This window comes from Campylobacter sp. RM15925, assembly GCF_012978775.1.
GTDB classification, from domain to species: domain Bacteria; phylum Campylobacterota; class Campylobacteria; order Campylobacterales; family Campylobacteraceae; genus Campylobacter_A; species Campylobacter_A canis.
Window position 1 is genome coordinate 15,744 of the sequence record NZ_LIWP01000009.1, and the last position, 16,721, is coordinate 32,464.

19 protein-coding genes are annotated in these 16,721 nt (G+C 37.9%); 7 read left to right on the forward strand and 12 right to left on the reverse strand.

Going from position 1 to position 16,721, the window contains the following annotated elements:
• Positions 1-50 precede the first annotated feature (50 nt).
• The 7 genes from CDOM15925_RS06520 to CDOM15925_RS06550 all read right to left on the reverse strand — a co-directional run bounded on the left by CDOM15925_RS06520 (position 51) and on the right by CDOM15925_RS06550 (position 6,327).
• The gene (locus CDOM15925_RS06520) at positions 51-1,157 is read right to left on the reverse strand and encodes an alanine racemase (protein ID WP_169942304.1); all 1,107 of its coding nucleotides are present in this window, start codon (positions 1,155-1,157) and stop codon (positions 51-53) included.
• Between the two features lie 125 nt (positions 1,158-1,282).
• A complete protein-coding gene (gene rpsR / locus CDOM15925_RS06525; RefSeq protein ID WP_169942306.1) occupies positions 1,283-1,543 on the reverse strand; it encodes a 30S ribosomal protein S18 in 261 nt (86 codons plus the stop codon).
• Positions 1,544-1,563: 20 nt separating this feature from the next.
• Entirely contained in the window at positions 1,564-2,130 is a 567-nt protein-coding gene (locus CDOM15925_RS06530; protein WP_169942308.1) for a single-stranded DNA-binding protein, read from the reverse strand.
• 9 nt (positions 2,131-2,139) lie between these two features.
• Positions 2,140-2,526, reverse strand: coding sequence for a 30S ribosomal protein S6 (gene rpsF, locus CDOM15925_RS06535; RefSeq protein ID WP_169942310.1), 387 nt, complete (start codon positions 2,524-2,526; stop codon positions 2,140-2,142).
• An 84-nt stretch (positions 2,527-2,610) separates the two neighbouring features.
• On the reverse strand, positions 2,611-3,597 hold the full coding sequence (holA, locus tag CDOM15925_RS06540; RefSeq protein WP_169942312.1) for a DNA polymerase III subunit delta: 987 nt from the start codon (positions 3,595-3,597) through the stop codon (positions 2,611-2,613).
• The gene (locus CDOM15925_RS06545) at positions 3,590-5,512 is read right to left on the reverse strand and encodes an RNB domain-containing ribonuclease (protein WP_169942314.1); all 1,923 of its coding nucleotides are present in this window, start codon (positions 5,510-5,512) and stop codon (positions 3,590-3,592) included. The genes holA and CDOM15925_RS06545 overlap by 8 nt, the downstream gene beginning before the upstream one ends.
• On the reverse strand, positions 5,509-6,327 hold the full coding sequence (locus tag CDOM15925_RS06550) for an HDOD domain-containing protein (RefSeq protein ID WP_169942316.1): 819 nt from the start codon (positions 6,325-6,327) through the stop codon (positions 5,509-5,511). Before CDOM15925_RS06550 ends, CDOM15925_RS06545 begins: the two co-directional genes overlap by 4 nt.
• Positions 6,328-6,476: 149 nt before the next feature.
• On the opposite strand from CDOM15925_RS06550, the gene ilvC reads away from it, so the two are divergent.
• The 4 genes from ilvC to ruvX are packed head-to-tail and all read left to right on the forward strand — an operon-like array spanning position 6,477 to position 9,938.
• On the forward strand, positions 6,477-7,499 hold the full coding sequence (ilvC, locus tag CDOM15925_RS06555; protein ID WP_169942318.1) for a ketol-acid reductoisomerase: 1,023 nt from the start codon (positions 6,477-6,479) through the stop codon (positions 7,497-7,499).
• 2 nt (positions 7,500-7,501) lie between these two features.
• Positions 7,502-8,803: a divergent polysaccharide deacetylase family protein gene (locus tag CDOM15925_RS06560; RefSeq protein WP_169942320.1), complete on the forward strand. Its 1,302-nt coding sequence runs from the start codon at positions 7,502-7,504 to the stop codon at positions 8,801-8,803.
• Positions 8,800-9,564, forward strand: coding sequence for a DNA-processing protein DprA (gene dprA / locus CDOM15925_RS06565; protein WP_169942322.1), 765 nt, complete (start codon positions 8,800-8,802; stop codon positions 9,562-9,564). The genes CDOM15925_RS06560 and dprA overlap by 4 nt, the downstream gene beginning before the upstream one ends.
• Positions 9,561-9,938 carry a Holliday junction resolvase RuvX gene (ruvX, locus tag CDOM15925_RS06570; RefSeq protein WP_169942324.1) on the forward strand — a complete coding sequence of 126 codons (378 nt, stop codon included), beginning with the start codon at positions 9,561-9,563 and terminating at the stop codon, positions 9,936-9,938. The genes dprA and ruvX overlap by 4 nt, the downstream gene beginning before the upstream one ends.
• 17 nt (positions 9,939-9,955) lie before the next feature.
• Here ruvX and CDOM15925_RS06575 read toward each other — a convergent pair whose 3' ends face one another.
• The 5 genes from CDOM15925_RS06575 to hemW all read right to left on the reverse strand — a co-directional run bounded on the left by CDOM15925_RS06575 (position 9,956) and on the right by hemW (position 14,369).
• Complete coding sequence (locus CDOM15925_RS06575; protein WP_169942326.1) at positions 9,956-10,990, reverse strand: hypothetical protein; 1,035 nt, start codon at positions 10,988-10,990, stop codon at positions 9,956-9,958.
• Positions 10,987-12,024 (reverse strand): tRNA preQ1(34) S-adenosylmethionine ribosyltransferase-isomerase QueA, encoded by a 1,038-nt coding sequence (queA, locus tag CDOM15925_RS06580; protein WP_502707280.1) that lies wholly within the window; start codon positions 12,022-12,024, stop codon positions 10,987-10,989. Before queA ends, CDOM15925_RS06575 begins: the two co-directional genes overlap by 4 nt.
• Entirely contained in the window at positions 11,999-12,790 is a 792-nt protein-coding gene (gene tatC, locus CDOM15925_RS06585) for a twin-arginine translocase subunit TatC (protein WP_169942328.1), read from the reverse strand. Before tatC ends, queA begins: the two co-directional genes overlap by 26 nt.
• Entirely contained in the window at positions 12,790-13,251 is a 462-nt protein-coding gene (gene tatB, locus CDOM15925_RS06590; protein WP_169942330.1) for a Sec-independent protein translocase protein TatB, read from the reverse strand. Before tatB ends, tatC begins: the two co-directional genes overlap by 1 nt.
• Positions 13,252-13,316: 65 nt before the next feature.
• Positions 13,317-14,369 (reverse strand): radical SAM family heme chaperone HemW, encoded by a 1,053-nt coding sequence (gene hemW, locus CDOM15925_RS06595; protein WP_169942332.1) that lies wholly within the window; start codon positions 14,367-14,369, stop codon positions 13,317-13,319.
• Between the two features lie 142 nt (positions 14,370-14,511).
• Between hemW and CDOM15925_RS06600 the strand changes: the two genes are divergently transcribed.
• From CDOM15925_RS06600 to CDOM15925_RS06610, 3 genes are read left to right on the forward strand one after another with little or no spacing between them, the layout of a single operon-like run.
• Positions 14,512-14,979: an RNA pyrophosphohydrolase gene (locus tag CDOM15925_RS06600; RefSeq protein ID WP_169942334.1), complete on the forward strand. Its 468-nt coding sequence runs from the start codon at positions 14,512-14,514 to the stop codon at positions 14,977-14,979.
• Positions 14,979-16,178 (forward strand): aspartate kinase, encoded by a 1,200-nt coding sequence (locus CDOM15925_RS06605; protein WP_169942336.1) that lies wholly within the window; start codon positions 14,979-14,981, stop codon positions 16,176-16,178. Before CDOM15925_RS06600 ends, CDOM15925_RS06605 begins: the two co-directional genes overlap by 1 nt.
• Positions 16,175-16,717 (forward strand): HobA family DNA replication regulator, encoded by a 543-nt coding sequence (locus tag CDOM15925_RS06610; RefSeq protein ID WP_169942338.1) that lies wholly within the window; start codon positions 16,175-16,177, stop codon positions 16,715-16,717. Before CDOM15925_RS06605 ends, CDOM15925_RS06610 begins: the two co-directional genes overlap by 4 nt.
• Positions 16,718-16,721 lie beyond the last annotated feature (4 nt).

Sequence of the window (16,721 nt, forward strand, 5' to 3'; positions counted from 1 at the left end):
AACGATATTCTTCAATTGTGTTTCATTCTCTTCTGAGCTATGATTAAATTTTAGTAAATTTTACCCCTGCAGCTTACCTCTATTTTATCCACAACTTGCCCGTCTTCAATCAAATAAGCAAATTCATATAAATTTACGACAGGGCAGATGTGGTTTGGGTAAATTTCAAGCTTATCGCCTATATTAACGCTATCTCTTAAATTTTTATCATAAATTATGGCATGCTCGTCATAGACGGAGTCAATCCACACGTCAGTTCCTTTTATCTTGCCAAGTCCCGGTGTAGCCACAAATCCTACGGTGCGTCTTTGCTGGGTTAGACCCTTTGCTCCTACATCGGTTATCACGCGTTTGTTTGTAGGTTTGCTGATGATAGTCGTAAGTACGGTAGCTGCATTCATACTAAAGTCGCCGTAAGCCATGGCTTGAGATGCGTCCATAAAGATATAAGTTCCAGGCCTTATCTCTGTTACGCCTTTTAGTATCTCAAAATCATTAATCAGCGAAGGCGTAGATCCTATACTTACTATCTCGGCTGGCAAATTTAGCTCGCTAGCGATAGATGAAAATTCAAGAGTGCGCTTTTGGCTTTTTAAGTGAATCTGCTCACACTCTTTTTTGTCGGTAGCTTTGTATGAGTGACCGTCGTGTGAAAATATGCTTTTGAAATTTATATTTTTGCAAATTTTAAGATGGTTTATAAGAGCTGTAAAATCTTCTTTTTTGATTACTCCTGAGCGATTTTCACCGACTTCTATTTCTATTAACACATTAGCTTTGGCGCTAAATTTTTCAAACGCACTTTGAACTAAATTTGCTTGCTCGATACTGTCAATCCCAAAGCTTAAATTTATGCCGTCTTTTGTGAGTTTTATGATTCGCTCAAATTTTTCATCGCCTACTATTTCATTTGCTATAAATATATCTTTAATTCCGTTTTTAGCCATCACTTCGGCCTCACCGACTTTAGCCACAGTTATGCCTTTGGCTCCAAAATTTTCTTGAAGTTTGGCGAAATACGGCATTTTGTGAGTTTTGGTATGCGGGCGTAAATTTACTTTGTATTTTTCTGCATACTCTTGCATTTTTTGCAAATTTTGCATTACGATTTTTTTATCTATGATTAAAGCGGGTGTTGGAATTTCATGAAATCGCATATTATCTCCTTGAATAGAGTAAGGAAATTATACTACGTAAATATTGATAAAGTTTATGAAACTAAAGAAATTAAAAGTGAAATTTAAATATATAAAAAGATAAAAGCCCTAAAAAGGGCTTTATATTATAGACCCTCGAAAGGATTTGTAACTACGTTGTCGCGATCTACTATGTAAGGTATAAATGCCGCGTGTCTCGCTCTTTTGATAGCTTGCTCAACCATCTCTTGGTGCTTTTTGCAGTTGCCTGTAAGACGTCTTGGCATTATTTTAAAACGCTCTGAAAGAGAGTATTTTAAAAGCGTTGTGTCTTTGTAGTCTATAAAATCAACTTTTGCTTCGCAATATTTGCAATATTTTCTTGAATATTTTCTTTTCTCTGCCATAATTAAATCCTAATCCTTAATTAAAATGGTATTGTCTCGTCGCTGTCGTATTTGTCAGCGTCCACATCTATGTCTTGAATTTTATCGTTGTAATCATCTTGCCTTGGTTGCCTATTGTAGCTTTGCTGGTTTTGAGCTCTTGAGGCATTATAGCTGTTTGCGTTTTGGTTATATCCTTGGTTGCCGTAGCTTTGATTGCCATAACCGCTACTTTGTCCGTAATTAGCTTGTTGATTACTGTTTTGATTAAATCCGCCTTGTTGTCCTGAACCGCCTAGCATCTCCATATTTTCAACGCTTACGCTATGTTTGCTTCTGTTTTGACCGTTATTGTCCGTCCACTGATCAAACTTTAAGCGACCCTCAACTAGAAGTTTTGAGCCTTTTGAAAGATATTGGTTTGCTATTTCAGCCTGTTTGCCAAAAAATGTAATATCGATGAAGCAGGTTTCTTCACGTTTTTCGCCGTTTGCGGTAAATTTTCTAGTAACGGCTATAGAGCTGTTTCCTATTGCCGCTCCGGCTGTTGTGTATCTAAGCTCGATATCTCTTGTAAGATTTCCTACTAAAACGACTTTATTAAACATTTTTAGTCCTTATGCTTCCTGTGACGGAGTCTCTTCAGCTTTTGGTTTTGGTTCTTTTTTGCTTTGCTTGATACCTTTGCTTAGTCTTTCCCAAGCCGCAACTTCTTTTTTGTTCTCAAATTTCACTGTTAAGAATTTGATGATGTCTTCATTGATTCTTATGATACGCTCAACTTCTGCAATCGCAACTGTAGGAGCTGTAAAATAAGCTACAAAAAATACGCCGCGCTCGTGTTTTTTAACAGTATAAGCAAGCTTTCTTGTGCCAAGCGATAGCAAAGACGTAATCTCTGCACCATTTTTTGTAAGGATTTCTTTTATGAAATCAACTTTTGCGCTTACCTCTTCTTCTGTCAAGGTAGGCTTAAATACGAATAAAAGTTCGTAATGCTTCATTAATTCTCCTTGTGGGTATTAAGCTCGCATGCGAGCAAGGGGATGTCCGTTTAAAGACAAGGACTGATTTTATCTTTTTTTTACTTAATATTTGCTGTTTTTATGGATTAAATTTTGCGTAGATATAAGTGAGGATAATAAAAAATGTGTTTTGTCAAGCTTTGCATTGGTCTTTATCTCAAATTCCATTAAATTTAAGGCTGCAAAAATTTCTTTATAAGTTTTTAAATTTATGCTCAAGCATTGCTTTTTAAGCTCGTTTGCGATGTTTGGAGGCGGTGTGTAGCCAAGAGTTTCTTTGATATCGAATTTCCCGTTTATCTTTATAAAGCTATGCAGTTTAAACAGCCTAAAAAATGCTCTATAGAGTGAATTTATAAATAGCATTTCGTTAAAATTTCCATCATCCGCGCAAGAGAAAAAATCCTGCCTGATGTCTTTTAAATTTATAAATTTGTCGAAAAAATCATCAAAGCTTATGCTTGAAAGCGAAAATACCAAATTTCTGACCGTATTTTCATTTATCGGCTCATTTAGGCTTGCAAGCTTGTTTAGTTCGCTTGCGGCTAAATATAAATTTTCGTTGTGAATTCTATAAAGCTCAAAAAGAGCGTTTTTGGTTATATTTAAATTTATCTTACCCGCTTGCCTGCTTAGCAGAGTTACGGCTTCGTCAGGCGAATTTGGCTTAAAAAATCTAGCAAAATTTACGCCGAATGCTTTTTGCGTATCAAAGGTTATCTTTGTGTCCGCTTCGTAAAATTCATATATAAAAGCGCCACCGTTTTTGCAAGCTTCGATTAAAATTTTAAGCTCTTTTGAAGGGATTTTTTTGTCGCTTTTTATGTGAAGCAAAGCCTCGTCGCCAAAAAGCGAAGGCTCGCAAAGATGTGATTTAGCAAGGCTAAAATCATACTCGTCGTAGTAAAGGCTAAGTAAATTGAGCCCTTCAAATTTGGCTAAAATTTCCTTTGAAAATAGCTCTATTTGATACTCATCCGCTCCAAAAAGCAGAAATGTGTTTGGAAATTTCGGACTTTGCAGTAGTCCTTCAAGCTCTCTTCTATACATCGATTTTTTTAATTACTTTACCGAAAATTTCACCGCTTGCGATGTCTGCGTCGGTAATTTCTATGATAAGTTTTTGAAGCAGCTCGGCAGAATATGAGTTTAAAAATATTCTTGCGCCTTTTATCTCATCGTCAAGCTTTGCGACAAGCATATTTTGATTTTCGCTTACGTAAGCCTTAAACCTCTGTCCGATACGTTCTTTTGCCCATCTGGCAAATTTCCTATCCATGAAATCATATGCCACTTTATCAGCTTCTCGCTCAAGTTCGCTTAAATTCGCACAAGTACTTTCGATGTTTAAAAGCAGGTAGTTAAAGAGTTTTTTGTCATCTTTCATTTTCGCTTTAAGCAAGCGGTGCAAAGTAAGATCCGAGTAGCGGCGAATCGGGCTTGTAAAGTGAGTATAGCGATCAAATCCAAGCCCGAAGTGTCCTAAATTCTGAGCTGAGTATTCGGCCTTTTTTTGAGATTTAATGATCAGTTTATCTATCTCTTCGCGGTTGCCCATAGTATCCGCTTGGGCTTGAATTTTGCGTATTAGGTTGGCTAAATCGCTTTCGTATGTGAAATCAAATCCAAGAGCGGCTAAATCCTGAAGTAAATTTTCTATCTTTCTGATATCCGGCGCTCCGTGATTTCTAAAAACTCCTACACCGTCTATCAGCTTTGCCGCGGCTTTATTGGCTAAAAGCATACAGTCTTCAACAAGCCTATGGGAGTTTGAGTCGGTTTCAAAACGAGTTGAAAGAAGCTTGCCTTCATCATCAAGTGCCATTCTAAGCTCCTGTGTTCTAAAATCAAATGCGTTTTTAAGCCTTTTTGTGCGTAAATTTGATGTTAGCTCAAAAAGCGGCTTTATCCAAGATATCTCGCTTGTCCTTTTGTCTTCTAAAATTTCATCGATTTCGTCGTAGTTGAATCGCTTTTTAGAATTTATAATAGCTTCAAAGAGCTCTTCGCCAACGACATCTAAATTTTTATTAAGTTTGATCTTGAAACAAAACGCAAGCCTTGTTACGTTCGGTTTAAGCGAGCAGATGTTTTCACTTAGGCTTCTTGGTAACATAGGTATGGCGATATGTGGAAAATATATCGAAAACCCACGTGATTTAGCCTCTTTGTCAATTGCCCCGTAGCTGCTTACGTATTCGCTTACATCCGCGATCGCGACGTAAATTTCTAAATTTTTCTCATCAAAATATATCGCGTCGTCAAAGTCTTTAGCATCAATGGGATCAATAGTGCAAAACTCAAGCTTGCTTAGATCAACTCTGCTTGGATACATGCTAGCATCAACGCTATCTCCCCAAGATTCAGCTTCAAGTTCGCTCGCTTCGCTAAATTTATCGTTTTTATTATAGATCGCAAGTGAAATTTTCTCATCCGAGAAAGGATCGTTGATATTACCTATAACTTCGGTAATCTCGTTGTTAAGATTATTTATCTTAAGCAGAGTTCCTATAGGTAGCGCTTTTAGTGATTTTTGAGTAGCTTTTAAAGCCAAGCTAAGCCCTGTTTTTAAATTTACTCCTAAAATAGCTTGACCAAAATGCTTGGTATAAACCACACTCGTTTCGTTGGCTAATTTTAAAGCAAGAACGACCTTTGCACTTTGACGTTTTTTCTTAAGCGGAAGCAGTTTGGCTAAGACGATATCGCCGTAGTGAGAGTTGTTTAGATTTTTATTTTCTATTAATATGTCTTGTTTAAAGCGCTTATCAAATGGTATCAAAAATCCTGTGCCGTTTGAGCTTATGTCAAGCTTGCCGCAAACAAAACCGTTATTAAGATAAAATTTGTCGTTGTGAGAGGTTATGGCGCCTAAATTCAGGAGATTTCTAAGCGTCTCTTTGTGTTCGCTTGAAATCTCCTTCCCGTTTAATCCATCAAGTAGTTTGGTTAAAAATTCTTTCACAAATTAGCTTTTACTTTAGCCACGGCTTCTAAAAACTTATCGTGGGCAAAGCCGTATTCGTCTAGGAAAGGAAGAGTGTTTTGAATGCTTTCGTCATCAAGCTGATGGAAGATATTTACTGCATTTTTTACTATTCTTAAAGCTACGGAGTAAGGCTTGATATGCTCAGGAGCGTCTTCAGGAGAATTTGAATAAAAGATAGAATCCACAAGCTCGGTTTCAAGATTCCACTGTTCAAATATCTTAGCCGTTACAATTTCGTTTGATATATCTAAAATTTCGTTTTCAAGCTCTGAAAGATCAAAAGGATTTGAAATTTCTTTTAATTTTGCTTTAAAGTCAGCCCCCTTACCGGTCTCTACTAACTCGTGAGAAATGACGGTTTTGCCTACTTCAAGCATAAATGAAGCAGGAGATAAAACGCTTAGAGATCTTGGATTTATCTTAGAGTACCAGTTATACATAAGAGCGTTTTGCATAATTGAGATATTTAAGAAATCCTGACTTGTGATATCGTATGGATCAAGATCTATCTTAAAGCTCTTTTTGACCGCACTTGATAGTGCAAAACCTCGAATAGTAGCCATGCCAAATAGCGAAACCGCTCTTGAGATAGTTGTTATCTCGCGACTAAAGCCGTAAAGCGGAGAATTTGCCGAACGCAATATGTTTGCCGTAAGCATAGGGTCTTTTTCTATTATCTGTGCAAGATCGCCAAGAGAGCTATTTTCATCAGCACAAATCGCCTGAATTTTTATAACCGTATCATCAAGTGGCGGTAGTGCTTTAATGTGTTTATATATTGATTGATTCATAATTTAACGCTTTAAAGTTGAATTTGATTTTGGGCATTTTACACTAAATGGCTTTTTAAAAAACTTAAAGCGTAAATTTGATTTTGTTTCAGTGACATTTGAGTTGGTTGATTGTATAATCTCGCAAATTTTATCTCAAAGGAGAAAATATGGCGGTAAATATATACTATGATAAAGATTGCGATTTAAGTCTTATTAGAAGCAAGACGGTCGCCGTGATAGGCTTTGGATCCCAAGGGCACGCACACGCTGAAAATTTAAGAGATAGCGGTGTAAAAGTAGTAATAGGTCTTGCAAAGGGCGGAAAAAGCTGGGCTAAAGCGGAGGCTAAAGGCTTTGAGGTAAAAACCGTTGGTGAGGCTTCAAAAATGGCCGATGTGATTATGATTTTAACTCCGGATGAGATGCAAGCTGAAATTTTTTATAACGAGATCGAGCCAAATTTAAGCGAGGGTAATGCGATAGCTTTCGGACATGGATTTAACGTTCATTTTGGACAGATCAAAGCTCCTGAAGGAGTTGATGTCATAATGATAGCTCCAAAAGCACCCGGTCATACCGTAAGAAGCGAATTTGTAAAAGGCGGCGGAATTCCTGATCTGATAGCGGTTGAGCAAAACGCTTCAGGACAAGCAAAAGAGCTTGCTTTAAGCTATGCAAGCGCTATAGGGGGCGGAAGAACGGGTATCATAGAAACTACGTTTAAAGACGAAACCGAAACCGATCTCTTTGGCGAGCAAGCTGTGCTTTGCGGCGGACTTTGCGCATTAGTAAATGCAGGCTTTGAAACGCTGGTTGAGGCGGGCTATGAGCCTGAAATGGCGTATTTTGAATGTCTGCACGAGCTAAAGCTAATCGTTGATCTTATGTATCAAGGTGGAATGGCGGATATGCGCTACTCTATCTCAAATACTGCCGAGTATGGCGACTATGTAAGCGGCACAAGAGTCGTAAACGAAGACAGTAAAAAGGCTATGAAGGAAATTTTAAAAGAGATTCAAAACGGCAAATTTGCAAAAGACTTCATCCTTGAGCGAAAAGCGGGATATGTAAGAATGAATGCCGAGCGCGGAATTGCCGAAAGAAGCTTGCTTAATCAAACCGGCAAGAAGTTAAGAGCTATGATGCCTTGGATAAGCGCAGGTAAAATCGTAGATCAAAGCAAAAATTAAAATTGAGTCCTAAAACAAAGAAAAAAACTACCAAAAAGCGCACCGTAGCTAAAAATACTAAAAGCGTTAAGAAAAAAGAGCAAAAGAGCGCTTTTTGGGGTTATCTTAAAATCATTATCGTATGCCTTATCGTAGGAGCTCTTACCTACGCGGCTTTGTCTTATATCTACTCAAATAAAGATAGCCAAAACACTATAAAAAAAATAGAAAAGTATCTTGATAAACAAAGCGTCAAAAAAGACCCACCGGCAAAAGAGCCTGCCGTTAAATTTGAGCCTAAAACAGAATCAAAAATCGAGCCTAAAATCAGTGTTGAGCCAAAGATAAAACCTAAAACTCAAAACGAAGTAAAGCCCCAGATAAAATCAGAAGCTGTCAAGCAAGAGGATACTTTAAATAAAACAGATAACAGCACACCGGAGCCAAAAATAACCCCTAAAGAACAGCAAGAATTTTATCCGCCTGAAATTCCTGATGAAAAGCCTACTAAAAAAGGCTCTATACATATAGAAGTGTTTGATAAAGACGGAGCCAAGCAAGATGAGCGCAGAGTCGGTGAAGTGCCCAAGAAGCAACCTCCTCAAAGGAAGACAAAAGAGTCCGAATCCTCTTTGGATACCAGTAAAGCTCAGGTGCTAAACGGCACAAAGAAGCAATTTGGCAAACCAAAGCTGGTAATCATAATAGACGATGTTGCTCACAAACATCAAGTAGATGCGATAAAATCAATCAAACTAAAGCTTACTCCGTCGTTTTTCCCTGCCACTAAAGATCATCCCGATACGCCAAAGCTTGCAAAAAAATTCAGCTTTTATATGATTCACTTACCGCTTCAGGCGAAAAATTTTAAAGGTGAGGAGATAGATACCTTAAGAGTGGATGACGGCTATGAGAAAATTTTAAATCGACTTCAGGCGATTAAGCGCGATTTTCCTAATTTGATATATATAAACAACCATACAGGCAGCAAATTTACAAGCGATTTTGATGCCATGGATAGGCTTATGAGAGCTGTTAAACATGAGAATTTGATATTTATCGATAGTAAAACGATAGCCAATACAAAAGTCGCAGCCGCAGCCAAAAAGCACTCTATGCCCTATATCTCAAGGGATGTGTTTTTGGATCACGAAGACAGCAAGGCCGCTATAACAAAGCAGCTAAAATACGCCGTTGCGCTTGCTAAGAAGCATAGTAGGGCTATAGCTATAGGACATCCTTATAAAAACACTATGGATGTTTTGAAAAATAGCTCCGAGATACTAAAGGATGTAGAGGTTGTTTATCTAAAGGATATTTTGTGAATTTTTTAAGCGAGCTTCCTTCTCAGCTAAATAGACTTAAAAAACCTCCAAAAAAGCTTTATTATAAGGGAAATTTAGAGCTTTTAAAGCTTCCTATGGTATCGATAGTGGGCTCAAGAAGAGCAAGCGTATATACCAAAAACTGCGTTTTAAATTTGGCTAAAACTCTCTCAAATTTCGGAATTTGCGTAGTAAGCGGAGCGGCTTTGGGTGTTGATATCAAGGCTCACGAAGGAGCCTTTCCAAACACCATAGCCGTTTTTGGCAACGGACTTGATATAGTTTATCCAAGAGCGAATTTAAAAGCCATAGAGCGAATTTACGGCTCCTGCCTTGCTTTAAGCGAGTATGATTTCTCCACTCCTGCCGCTGCACATAGGTTTTTGGAGCGAAACCGAATAGTTGTAGCTCTCAGCAAGGCTTTGGTTGTCGCGCAAGCCGATCTTAAAAGCGGCTCCATGCAAAGTGCAAGGATGGCTCAAGAGCTTGGAATTAAAATTTACGTCTTGCCTCAGCGACTTGGCGAAAGTGATGGCACAAACGAGCTTTTGGCTTGTGGCAAAGCCGAGCTTATAAATGATTTTGATGAATTTGCCTCCAAATTTACAACGAATCTACCTAAATCAAAAGATGAAATTTTAGATTTTTGCAAAAATGGAGCGGATTTGGATGAAGCGTTGGCTAAATTCGGAGATAAAATTTATGAGTATGAACTATTTGGTAAGCTTGTCATATCAGGCCTTAGAGTGAGTTTGGCATGAGCGTAGTTGCTATAGATGTGGGGTTAAAACGCATAGGCGTAGCGCTTGGAGTGGGTGGTGTGGTAATGCCTCAAAAGCCGATTCTAAGAAAAAATCGCAATCAAGCGGCTCGTGATGTGAACGCCGTTTTATCAGAGCTTGGTGCAAAGACTTTAGTTGTAGGAGTGCCTCTTGGCGGAAGTAGTGAAGATGAGATGAGAAGGCGCATAAGCCACTTTGTGTCGCTTCTAAATTTTAGCGGCGAGATAGTCTATGTCGATGAAGCCATGAGCAGCTTTGAGGCAAGTGAAATTTATAAAAGCTCTGCAAAAGACGGAAAGCTTGATAGTATAGCCGCGATGATTATTTTAAAGCGCTATTTAAAGATTTTATAAATCCCAAATTTGATTATTTAATTTTGATTTTTACTGCAACGATATTCGTGAGTGTTGTTTAGTATGCTTATAAGCGCGTCCGAAGTGTATGGTTGCGTTAAATACTCAACATAAATTTTAGGATCTATCTTTATGCAGCGATCATCATTTTGTATGATTACAAGAGGTATATTTTTTTCGATGAGCGAAGTTTTTATCTCCTCTATATCTACGCTTTTTAGCAGTTTTGCCTGAACAAATATGATATTTGGGCTAAAAATAGTATCTTCCACGTGCCTTTTTATGATATCCCAATCTGACGTAGGCTTAACGTCAATGCCCATAAATTCAAGATCGTTTTTAAGTATAGAAAAGGCATAGGGATTGCTCTCGGCTATGAGGGCGGTAAATTTATTATCCATTCTTATCTTTAGTTTTTTAAGTATATCAACTTTGGTTTCTGATAACTCTAAGGTTATGTCCGTTGAAATTTTGATTGATTCTTGAGTTTCAAAGTCAAATCTTATCTCAGAGTCGTTTTCGGAGGCGAGTTTTTTAGCAAATCGATAAAATTCTCTACTTTTTTCGCTCATGCAAATGTGTATGTTTTCGACCTTTTTGCACTCTTTGGCGAAATTTTTGTTAGCCCAGACCGAGATAGTAAATTTGATCTGATTTTTTTTGTAGCTACTTAGTAGAAATTTAATGATAATAGTTGAATTTGAAAGGTTTAAAAGCATTATTTGAGCTAGTGCGTCCGTAAGCTTTATGATATGAGAAGCGTCGGTTTTAAAAACTCTTGGATAGCTGATATTGTAATCAAGCAAAAGATAATTTTTGCTTTTTTTGGCATCTTCGTTAAGAGATGAGGTAAGAAAAAACATATAGCTTACAAGGTCGGTTTGCTCGTATGGTTTTTTCTTGTAATCTAAAAAATATTTGTTTGTTTTTTTCGCAAGCTTTATTCTTTGATCGTTAAATTTAGTATTAAAGCTTTTGGAATACAAAACATACATTACCAAAATAAGCATGTAGATCAAAAACAAAATCACAAAAAGATAGCTGACATTCATATTATAAGCATCCCATCGCCGTAAGAGTAAAATTTATATCTGTTTTCTATGGCGGTCTGATAAATTTGCATAGTCTTATCAAGCCCTATGAAGCTACTTACGAGCATGATTAGCGTTGATTTTGGCAGGTGAAAATTTGTAAGCAAGTAGTTTTGGCGAATTGGCTTGTTGTTAAGGTTTAAAAACAGCTTGCAAATTCCGCTAGGTTTTTTGCTTCTTGCAAACTCTTCAATACACCTTGTAACAGTCGTTCCGATGCCTAAAATCGGTTTGTTTGAGTTGATAAGCTCTTGAGTTTGACTTGGAATTTCATAAAATTCTCCGTGCATTTTATGATCGTTTATATTTTCGCTCTCCACGCTTTTAAAGGTTCCCGCGCCTATATGAAGGGTTATAAAGCTTATATCATGGCTTTTTTTAAGCTCTTTTATCATCTCGTCGCTAAAATGAAGGCTTGCCGTAGGAGCTGCGACTGCACCGTGATGCTTTGCAAATATGCTTTGATACCAGCTCTCATCGTCTTTGTTGTCAGCTCTTTTTATATAAGGCGGAAGCGGAACGTGTCCGATCTTTTCAAGCAAACCAAATAACTCGTTTGTGCTTAAAATTTTATCATCTTGGCTAAATTTGACAACCCTTGTTCCGTCTTCAAAAATTTCAAAAACCGTAGCCTTTAAATTCGCGTCAAATTTTATCCGCGTTCCGGCTTTTACCTTGCCACGTATATAAACGCTAAATTTATCATCGTTAAGCGCAGCGTTAAGCAGCACTTCGCTTGCCCCACCGCTATCCTTGTGTCCTAAAATTCTAGCTTTTATCACTTTAGTATCGTTAAAGACGATATCGCATTGGGGTAAAATTTCATGAAGGTTTTTAAATTTAAGATGATGAATTTTATCTTTTTCCCTCTCGTAAACAAGCAGTTTCGCATCCTCTTTGGGTAGAGTAGGGCGATCTGCTATGAGTTCGGCAGGCAAGTGATAATCATAGCTGCAAAGTGCGTTGATATCAGTCGCCATTGTAGTATATTTCATCATCGTCTTCTTCTACGACATGCTTCTTCTTTGGCTCTTGTTTCTCTTCTTTTTCGATTTTGGCAGGATTTATTTTTTTGGCTATAAATATCGATAGTCCGTAAAGTCCGATGAGCGGAATCGCCATTAGAAACTGGCTGATGATATCAGGAGGAGTCATGATGGCTGAGAAGATAAATATGATAACTATGGCGTATCTGAATGAATTTTTAAGCATCGCATCATCCACAAGCCCAAGTTTTGCCAAGAAAAAGGTAATTACGGGAAGCTCAAAAGCTATACCAAAAGCTATTAAAAGCTTGGTAAAAAACCCTACATACTCGCCTATACTAGGAAGTGCGGTAAATAACTGTCCGCCAAAATTTATGAGAAAGTTAAATCCGATAGGAATCACTACGTAATAGCAAAACGCAGCCCCCATGAGAAACATAAAAGTAGCCGATAGAACAAACGGAATTACGTATTTTTTCTCATTTTCGTAAAGTCCCGGTGCTACAAACAACCAAAATTGCCAAAAAATAACCGGCAAAGAGAGCATAAATCCCGAGAAAAACCCGACTTTCATCGCAGTAAAAAACGGCTCTTGCACCTGAGTGAAGATGATGTTGCTTCCTGCAGGAAGTGCGTTTTTAAGCGGAGCGGTCATAAGAGCAAGGATCGGATTCCAAAAGCTAAAACATACTACAAACATCACGATTACGCTCATAACGCTTATAAAAAGCCTCTTTCTAAGCTCTACTAAATGTGGTTTTAACTCTTCAAACATTACGCCTCTTTTTTCTCTTCAGATTTTGTGGCGGCTACTGTATCATCGCCTTTTGCTTCGGATTTTTGTTCTGTGCTTGAGTTTAAAATTTTATCTTTTATCATCTCTTTCGGATTTTTTATACTTTCGATATCTTTTTTGATTGAATTTAGATTGTCACTAAGCCCGCCCGTAACGTCGCTAACTCCTTTTTTGATCTCGTCAAGCTCTTCAAAGGTAAGTTTTTTGCGTACACTTTGGGTTGTTTGGGTAAAACTCTCTTTGTATTTTCTGGCATCCTCTTTTAGCTCTTGAATTTTTATCTCTTGATCGAAATTCGCCTTAGCGTCGTTTATGGTTTTTTTGAATGTTTTAAAAAATTTCGCTATCTCGACCATGGTTTGAGGAAGCTTTTCAGGCCCCAAGAAAAGCACTGCAATAACGGCTATCATGATGATTTCAGGTAGGCTCATACCAAACATTTTTTATCCTGATTTTTTAGTTTAAGTCAGGCATTTTATCAGGTTTTATCTCAAATTTGCATAAATTAACCGATTATAAACAAAGAAATTTCATCGGCCAACAAGAAATTTTTAACCTGATATCGCCCGTTTTTGAAGTTAATCTTTCTTGTCTTGCGTAAAATTTCAGCTTTTTGTAGTTGAAGCGGTGTTAGATCAAAAGCGTCTATACCGACTATGCTTCTTGCTCCAAGAAAAATTCGTTCCGTTTGCAACTCGTCTTTGCTTAAAAATTCGGTCTGTTTGCTAATAGGATTTTTGATATATTGGCTTAAATTTTCATTTCCGTAAAATCTAACATTCTTCATAAAACCAACTGCATAAGCTCCTACGGCAAGATAGTTTTTGCCTTGCCAGTAGCCAAGATTGTGTCTGCAAATTTGACCGAAATTTGATATTTCGTATTGTTTTAAACCTATGTTTTCAAGCTCGTTTATTAAGAATTTAGCAAGCCTTGGGCTATCTTGTTGATAGCTTGTCTTTTTATAAAACGGAGTATTTTTTTCAAGCGTTAAAGAATACGCGCTAACATGTGAAATGTCTAAATTTTTGATATTTTGAGCTTCCGTTAATAGGCGTTTTTTAGTGTCAAATTTTGTACCGTAAATAAGATCGACATTGATATTTTTAAAGCCCGCGATTTTAGCATTTTGGACGGCTTTATAAACCTGCTTAGAATCGTGGCTGCGACCAAGAAATTTAAGCTTGTCTTCAAAGAAGCTTTGAGCTCCGAAGCTCATGCGGTTTACGCCAAGTGAGCGCATAAATTTAAGCCAAGTTAAATCTGCGGAATTTGGATTGGCTTCGGTGGTTATCTCACAGTTTGAAGTTAAAAACGGAGCGAATTCTTTAAATAACGGCTCATAAAATTCGGCACTAACAGCACTTGGAGTACCTCCACCTATAAAAACGCTTTCGATCTCGCCTTGAGCAACATTAAATTTCTTAATTTGCGTGCGCAAATCAACTATTATCGAATGAAAATAATCGCTTATTAGGTTTTGTTTGCCCGTAACTGAGCCAAATGCGCAGTAAGGGCATTTACTTTCACAAAACGGAATGTGTATGTATAAAAGCATAGTCCTCTTTAATCTAAAATTTTCGCAATTGTAACAAATCTCGTTTTAAATTCCTTGCGATAGCTGAAAATGGCGATTTTAAAGCTTCATATAAACTCTTTTAAGTTAAAATCTAACAAAATTTTTATTTTAGGTTTAGTTTATGCAAAAAAGCTACAGATCAAATGTCGCCGCCGTTGTTTTGGCTGCTACATATCCTTTTGATTGTAGGGTTTTTATAGCTCAAAGATGTGATTTGCAAGGTGTTTGGCAGTTTCCTCAAGGAGGAATCGACGAGGGGGAAAACCCTAAAGAGGCGCTTTTAAGAGAGCTTAAAGAAGAGATAGGCACAAATGAGGTTGAAATTTTGTGCGAGTATCCTGAGTGGCTTAGCTACGACTTCCCGCCAAACGTCTTAAAAGCCAAGAGATACCCTTATGACGGACAAACTCAAAAATACTTTTTAGTAAAGCTAAAAGCGGGTGCTAAAATAGATATCAAAACCAAAATTCCGGAATTTAATCAGTATAAATTCGTCCATGCCAAAGAGGCTTTAAACGATATAAACCATTTTAAAAAGCCGATTTATAGCAAGGTAATGGGATATTTTAAAGAGAAAGGATTTATCTAATGCTAATCGTTCAAAAATACGGAGGCACGAGTGTAGGAACGCTTGAAAGGATAGAATCGGTCGCCAAAAGAGTGATAGAGACTAAAAAAAGCGATGCTGATGTCATAGTCGTAGTTTCGGCAATGAGTGGCGTAACAAATCAACTAATCGAATACGCAGAGCACTTTACCAAGCATCCTGACGATATAGCTATGGATATGCTTTTAAGCTCAGGCGAGCGCGTTACCTGCGCACTTCTTACGATAGCTATTAATAATATGGGCTATAAGGCGGTCGGCTTAACGGGCAGGCAAGCGGGCATCATTACCGATGAAGTGCATACTAAAGCACGAATCGAAATGATAGATACAAGCCGCATGAAAGAGGAGATAAAAGAGGGCAAGATAATAGTAGTAGCGGGCTTTCAAGGTATAGATAAAAACGGAAATGTAACCACGCTAGGACGTGGCGGAAGCGATCTAAGCGCAGTTGCCATAGCAGGAGCCTTAGATGCGGATCTGTGTGAAATTTACACCGATGTGGATGGAGTTTATACTACCGATCCTAGGATAGAAAGCAGAGCCAAAAAGCTTGATAAGATAAGCTATGACGAGATGCTTGAGCTTGCAAGTCTTGGAGCTAAGGTGCTTCAAAATCGCTCGGTTGAGCTGGCTAAAAAATTAAACGTAAATTTAGTTACAAGAAGTAGCTTTAATAACAACGAAGGAACATTAATAACAAAGGAAGAGAATATGGAAGCAGTTTTAGTAAGCGGTATAGCACTTGATAAAAACCAAGCAAGAGTTACTCTAAGAGGTGTCGTGGATAAGCCGGGCATAGCTGCTGAAATTTTCTCGGCTCTTGCTGAAAAAAATATAAATGTCGATATGATAATCCAAAACGTAGGGCAAGACGGCACTACGAATTTAGGCTTTACGGTGCCTCAAAACGAGCTTGAAGTAGCCAAAGAGTGCGTGGATAAATTAGCTGCGGCAAAACACGTAGAATATAGCGAAAATATAGTCAAGGTTTCCGTAGTCGGAGTAGGTATGAAAAGCCACAGCGGCGTAGCTTCGCTTGCTTTTAGAACGCTTGCGGACGAGGGCATAAATATACAAATGATCTCAACAAGCGAGATAAAAATTTCCGTTATTGTCGATCAAAAATACGGAGAACTGGCGGTTCGCGCACTACATCAAGCATATAAGCTGGATAAATGAGCGATTTTATAAAGTGGACGTTGGAAGCGATCAGAGAACAAGGATCGCTAATGAGTTGGATGGAAGAAAGGCGCACGGAATGGACGCCTCTGCTTGCATCCAAGCTTAAATTTTTGCTTGAAGGGCGAACTTTTATCATGATAACCGATCATGACAGAAGCTGGTTTGAGAGATATTTTCTTAAAAATATAAACAAGCCTACAAATTCTCGCCCGATATTGCCGTTTATGTCGCTTAGAGCCATCTATCCTTCTTTTGATGCTATTAGCTCAAAAGAGGAAATTTCACTGCTTTTAGACATGCTAAGCCTTGCTTTTCCAAACGGATATGTTCTCTTTTATGTCGGAAAAAGCAACGACAAAAGCGCGCAGATAGCCAAAGGCAAGGATGATAGCTACATGTGGCTGTTTGACGAGCAGGCGCAAAACAGCTTTTATCTAAGTTCAAGCGACGAGCTTTTGGATATCAAGCTTTTATCGCTTTATAAACTTTTTGATAAAAGCATTGATGCTGCGCTATTTGCTAAAGTGATGCTTTAGATTT

What these genes read in the sequence shown, in the direction of transcription:
- CDOM15925_RS06520 (WP_169942304.1), bottom strand. Translation starts at nt 1,157, where the DNA reads ATGCGATTTCATGAAATTCCAACACCCGCTTTAATCATAGATAAAAAA.
- rpsR (WP_169942306.1), bottom strand. Translation starts at nt 1,543, where the DNA reads ATGGCAGAGAAAAGAAAATATTCAAGAAAATATTGCAAATATTGCGAA.
- CDOM15925_RS06530 (WP_169942308.1), bottom strand. Translation starts at nt 2,130, where the DNA reads ATGTTTAATAAAGTCGTTTTAGTAGGAAATCTTACAAGAGATATCGAG.
- rpsF (WP_169942310.1), bottom strand. Translation starts at nt 2,526, where the DNA reads ATGAAGCATTACGAACTTTTATTCGTATTTAAGCCTACCTTGACAGAA.
- holA (WP_169942312.1), bottom strand. Translation starts at nt 3,597, where the DNA reads ATGTATAGAAGAGAGCTTGAAGGACTACTGCAAAGTCCGAAATTTCCA.
- CDOM15925_RS06550 (WP_169942316.1), bottom strand. Translation starts at nt 6,327, where the DNA reads ATGAATCAATCAATATATAAACACATTAAAGCACTACCGCCACTTGAT.
- ilvC (WP_169942318.1), top strand. Translation starts at nt 6,477, where the DNA reads ATGGCGGTAAATATATACTATGATAAAGATTGCGATTTAAGTCTTATT.
- ruvX (WP_169942324.1), top strand. Translation starts at nt 9,561, where the DNA reads ATGAGCGTAGTTGCTATAGATGTGGGGTTAAAACGCATAGGCGTAGCG.
- CDOM15925_RS06575 (WP_169942326.1), bottom strand. Translation starts at nt 10,990, where the DNA reads ATGAATGTCAGCTATCTTTTTGTGATTTTGTTTTTGATCTACATGCTT.
- queA (WP_502707280.1), bottom strand. Translation starts at nt 12,024, where the DNA reads ATGAAATATACTACAATGGCGACTGATATCAACGCACTTTGCAGCTAT.
- tatC (WP_169942328.1), bottom strand. Translation starts at nt 12,790, where the DNA reads ATGTTTGAAGAGTTAAAACCACATTTAGTAGAGCTTAGAAAGAGGCTT.
- tatB (WP_169942330.1), bottom strand. Translation starts at nt 13,251, where the DNA reads ATGTTTGGTATGAGCCTACCTGAAATCATCATGATAGCCGTTATTGCA.
- hemW (WP_169942332.1), bottom strand. Translation starts at nt 14,369, where the DNA reads ATGCTTTTATACATACACATTCCGTTTTGTGAAAGTAAATGCCCTTAC.
- CDOM15925_RS06600 (WP_169942334.1), top strand. Translation starts at nt 14,512, where the DNA reads ATGCAAAAAAGCTACAGATCAAATGTCGCCGCCGTTGTTTTGGCTGCT.
- CDOM15925_RS06605 (WP_169942336.1), top strand. Translation starts at nt 14,979, where the DNA reads ATGCTAATCGTTCAAAAATACGGAGGCACGAGTGTAGGAACGCTTGAA.
- CDOM15925_RS06610 (WP_169942338.1), top strand. Translation starts at nt 16,175, where the DNA reads ATGAGCGATTTTATAAAGTGGACGTTGGAAGCGATCAGAGAACAAGGA.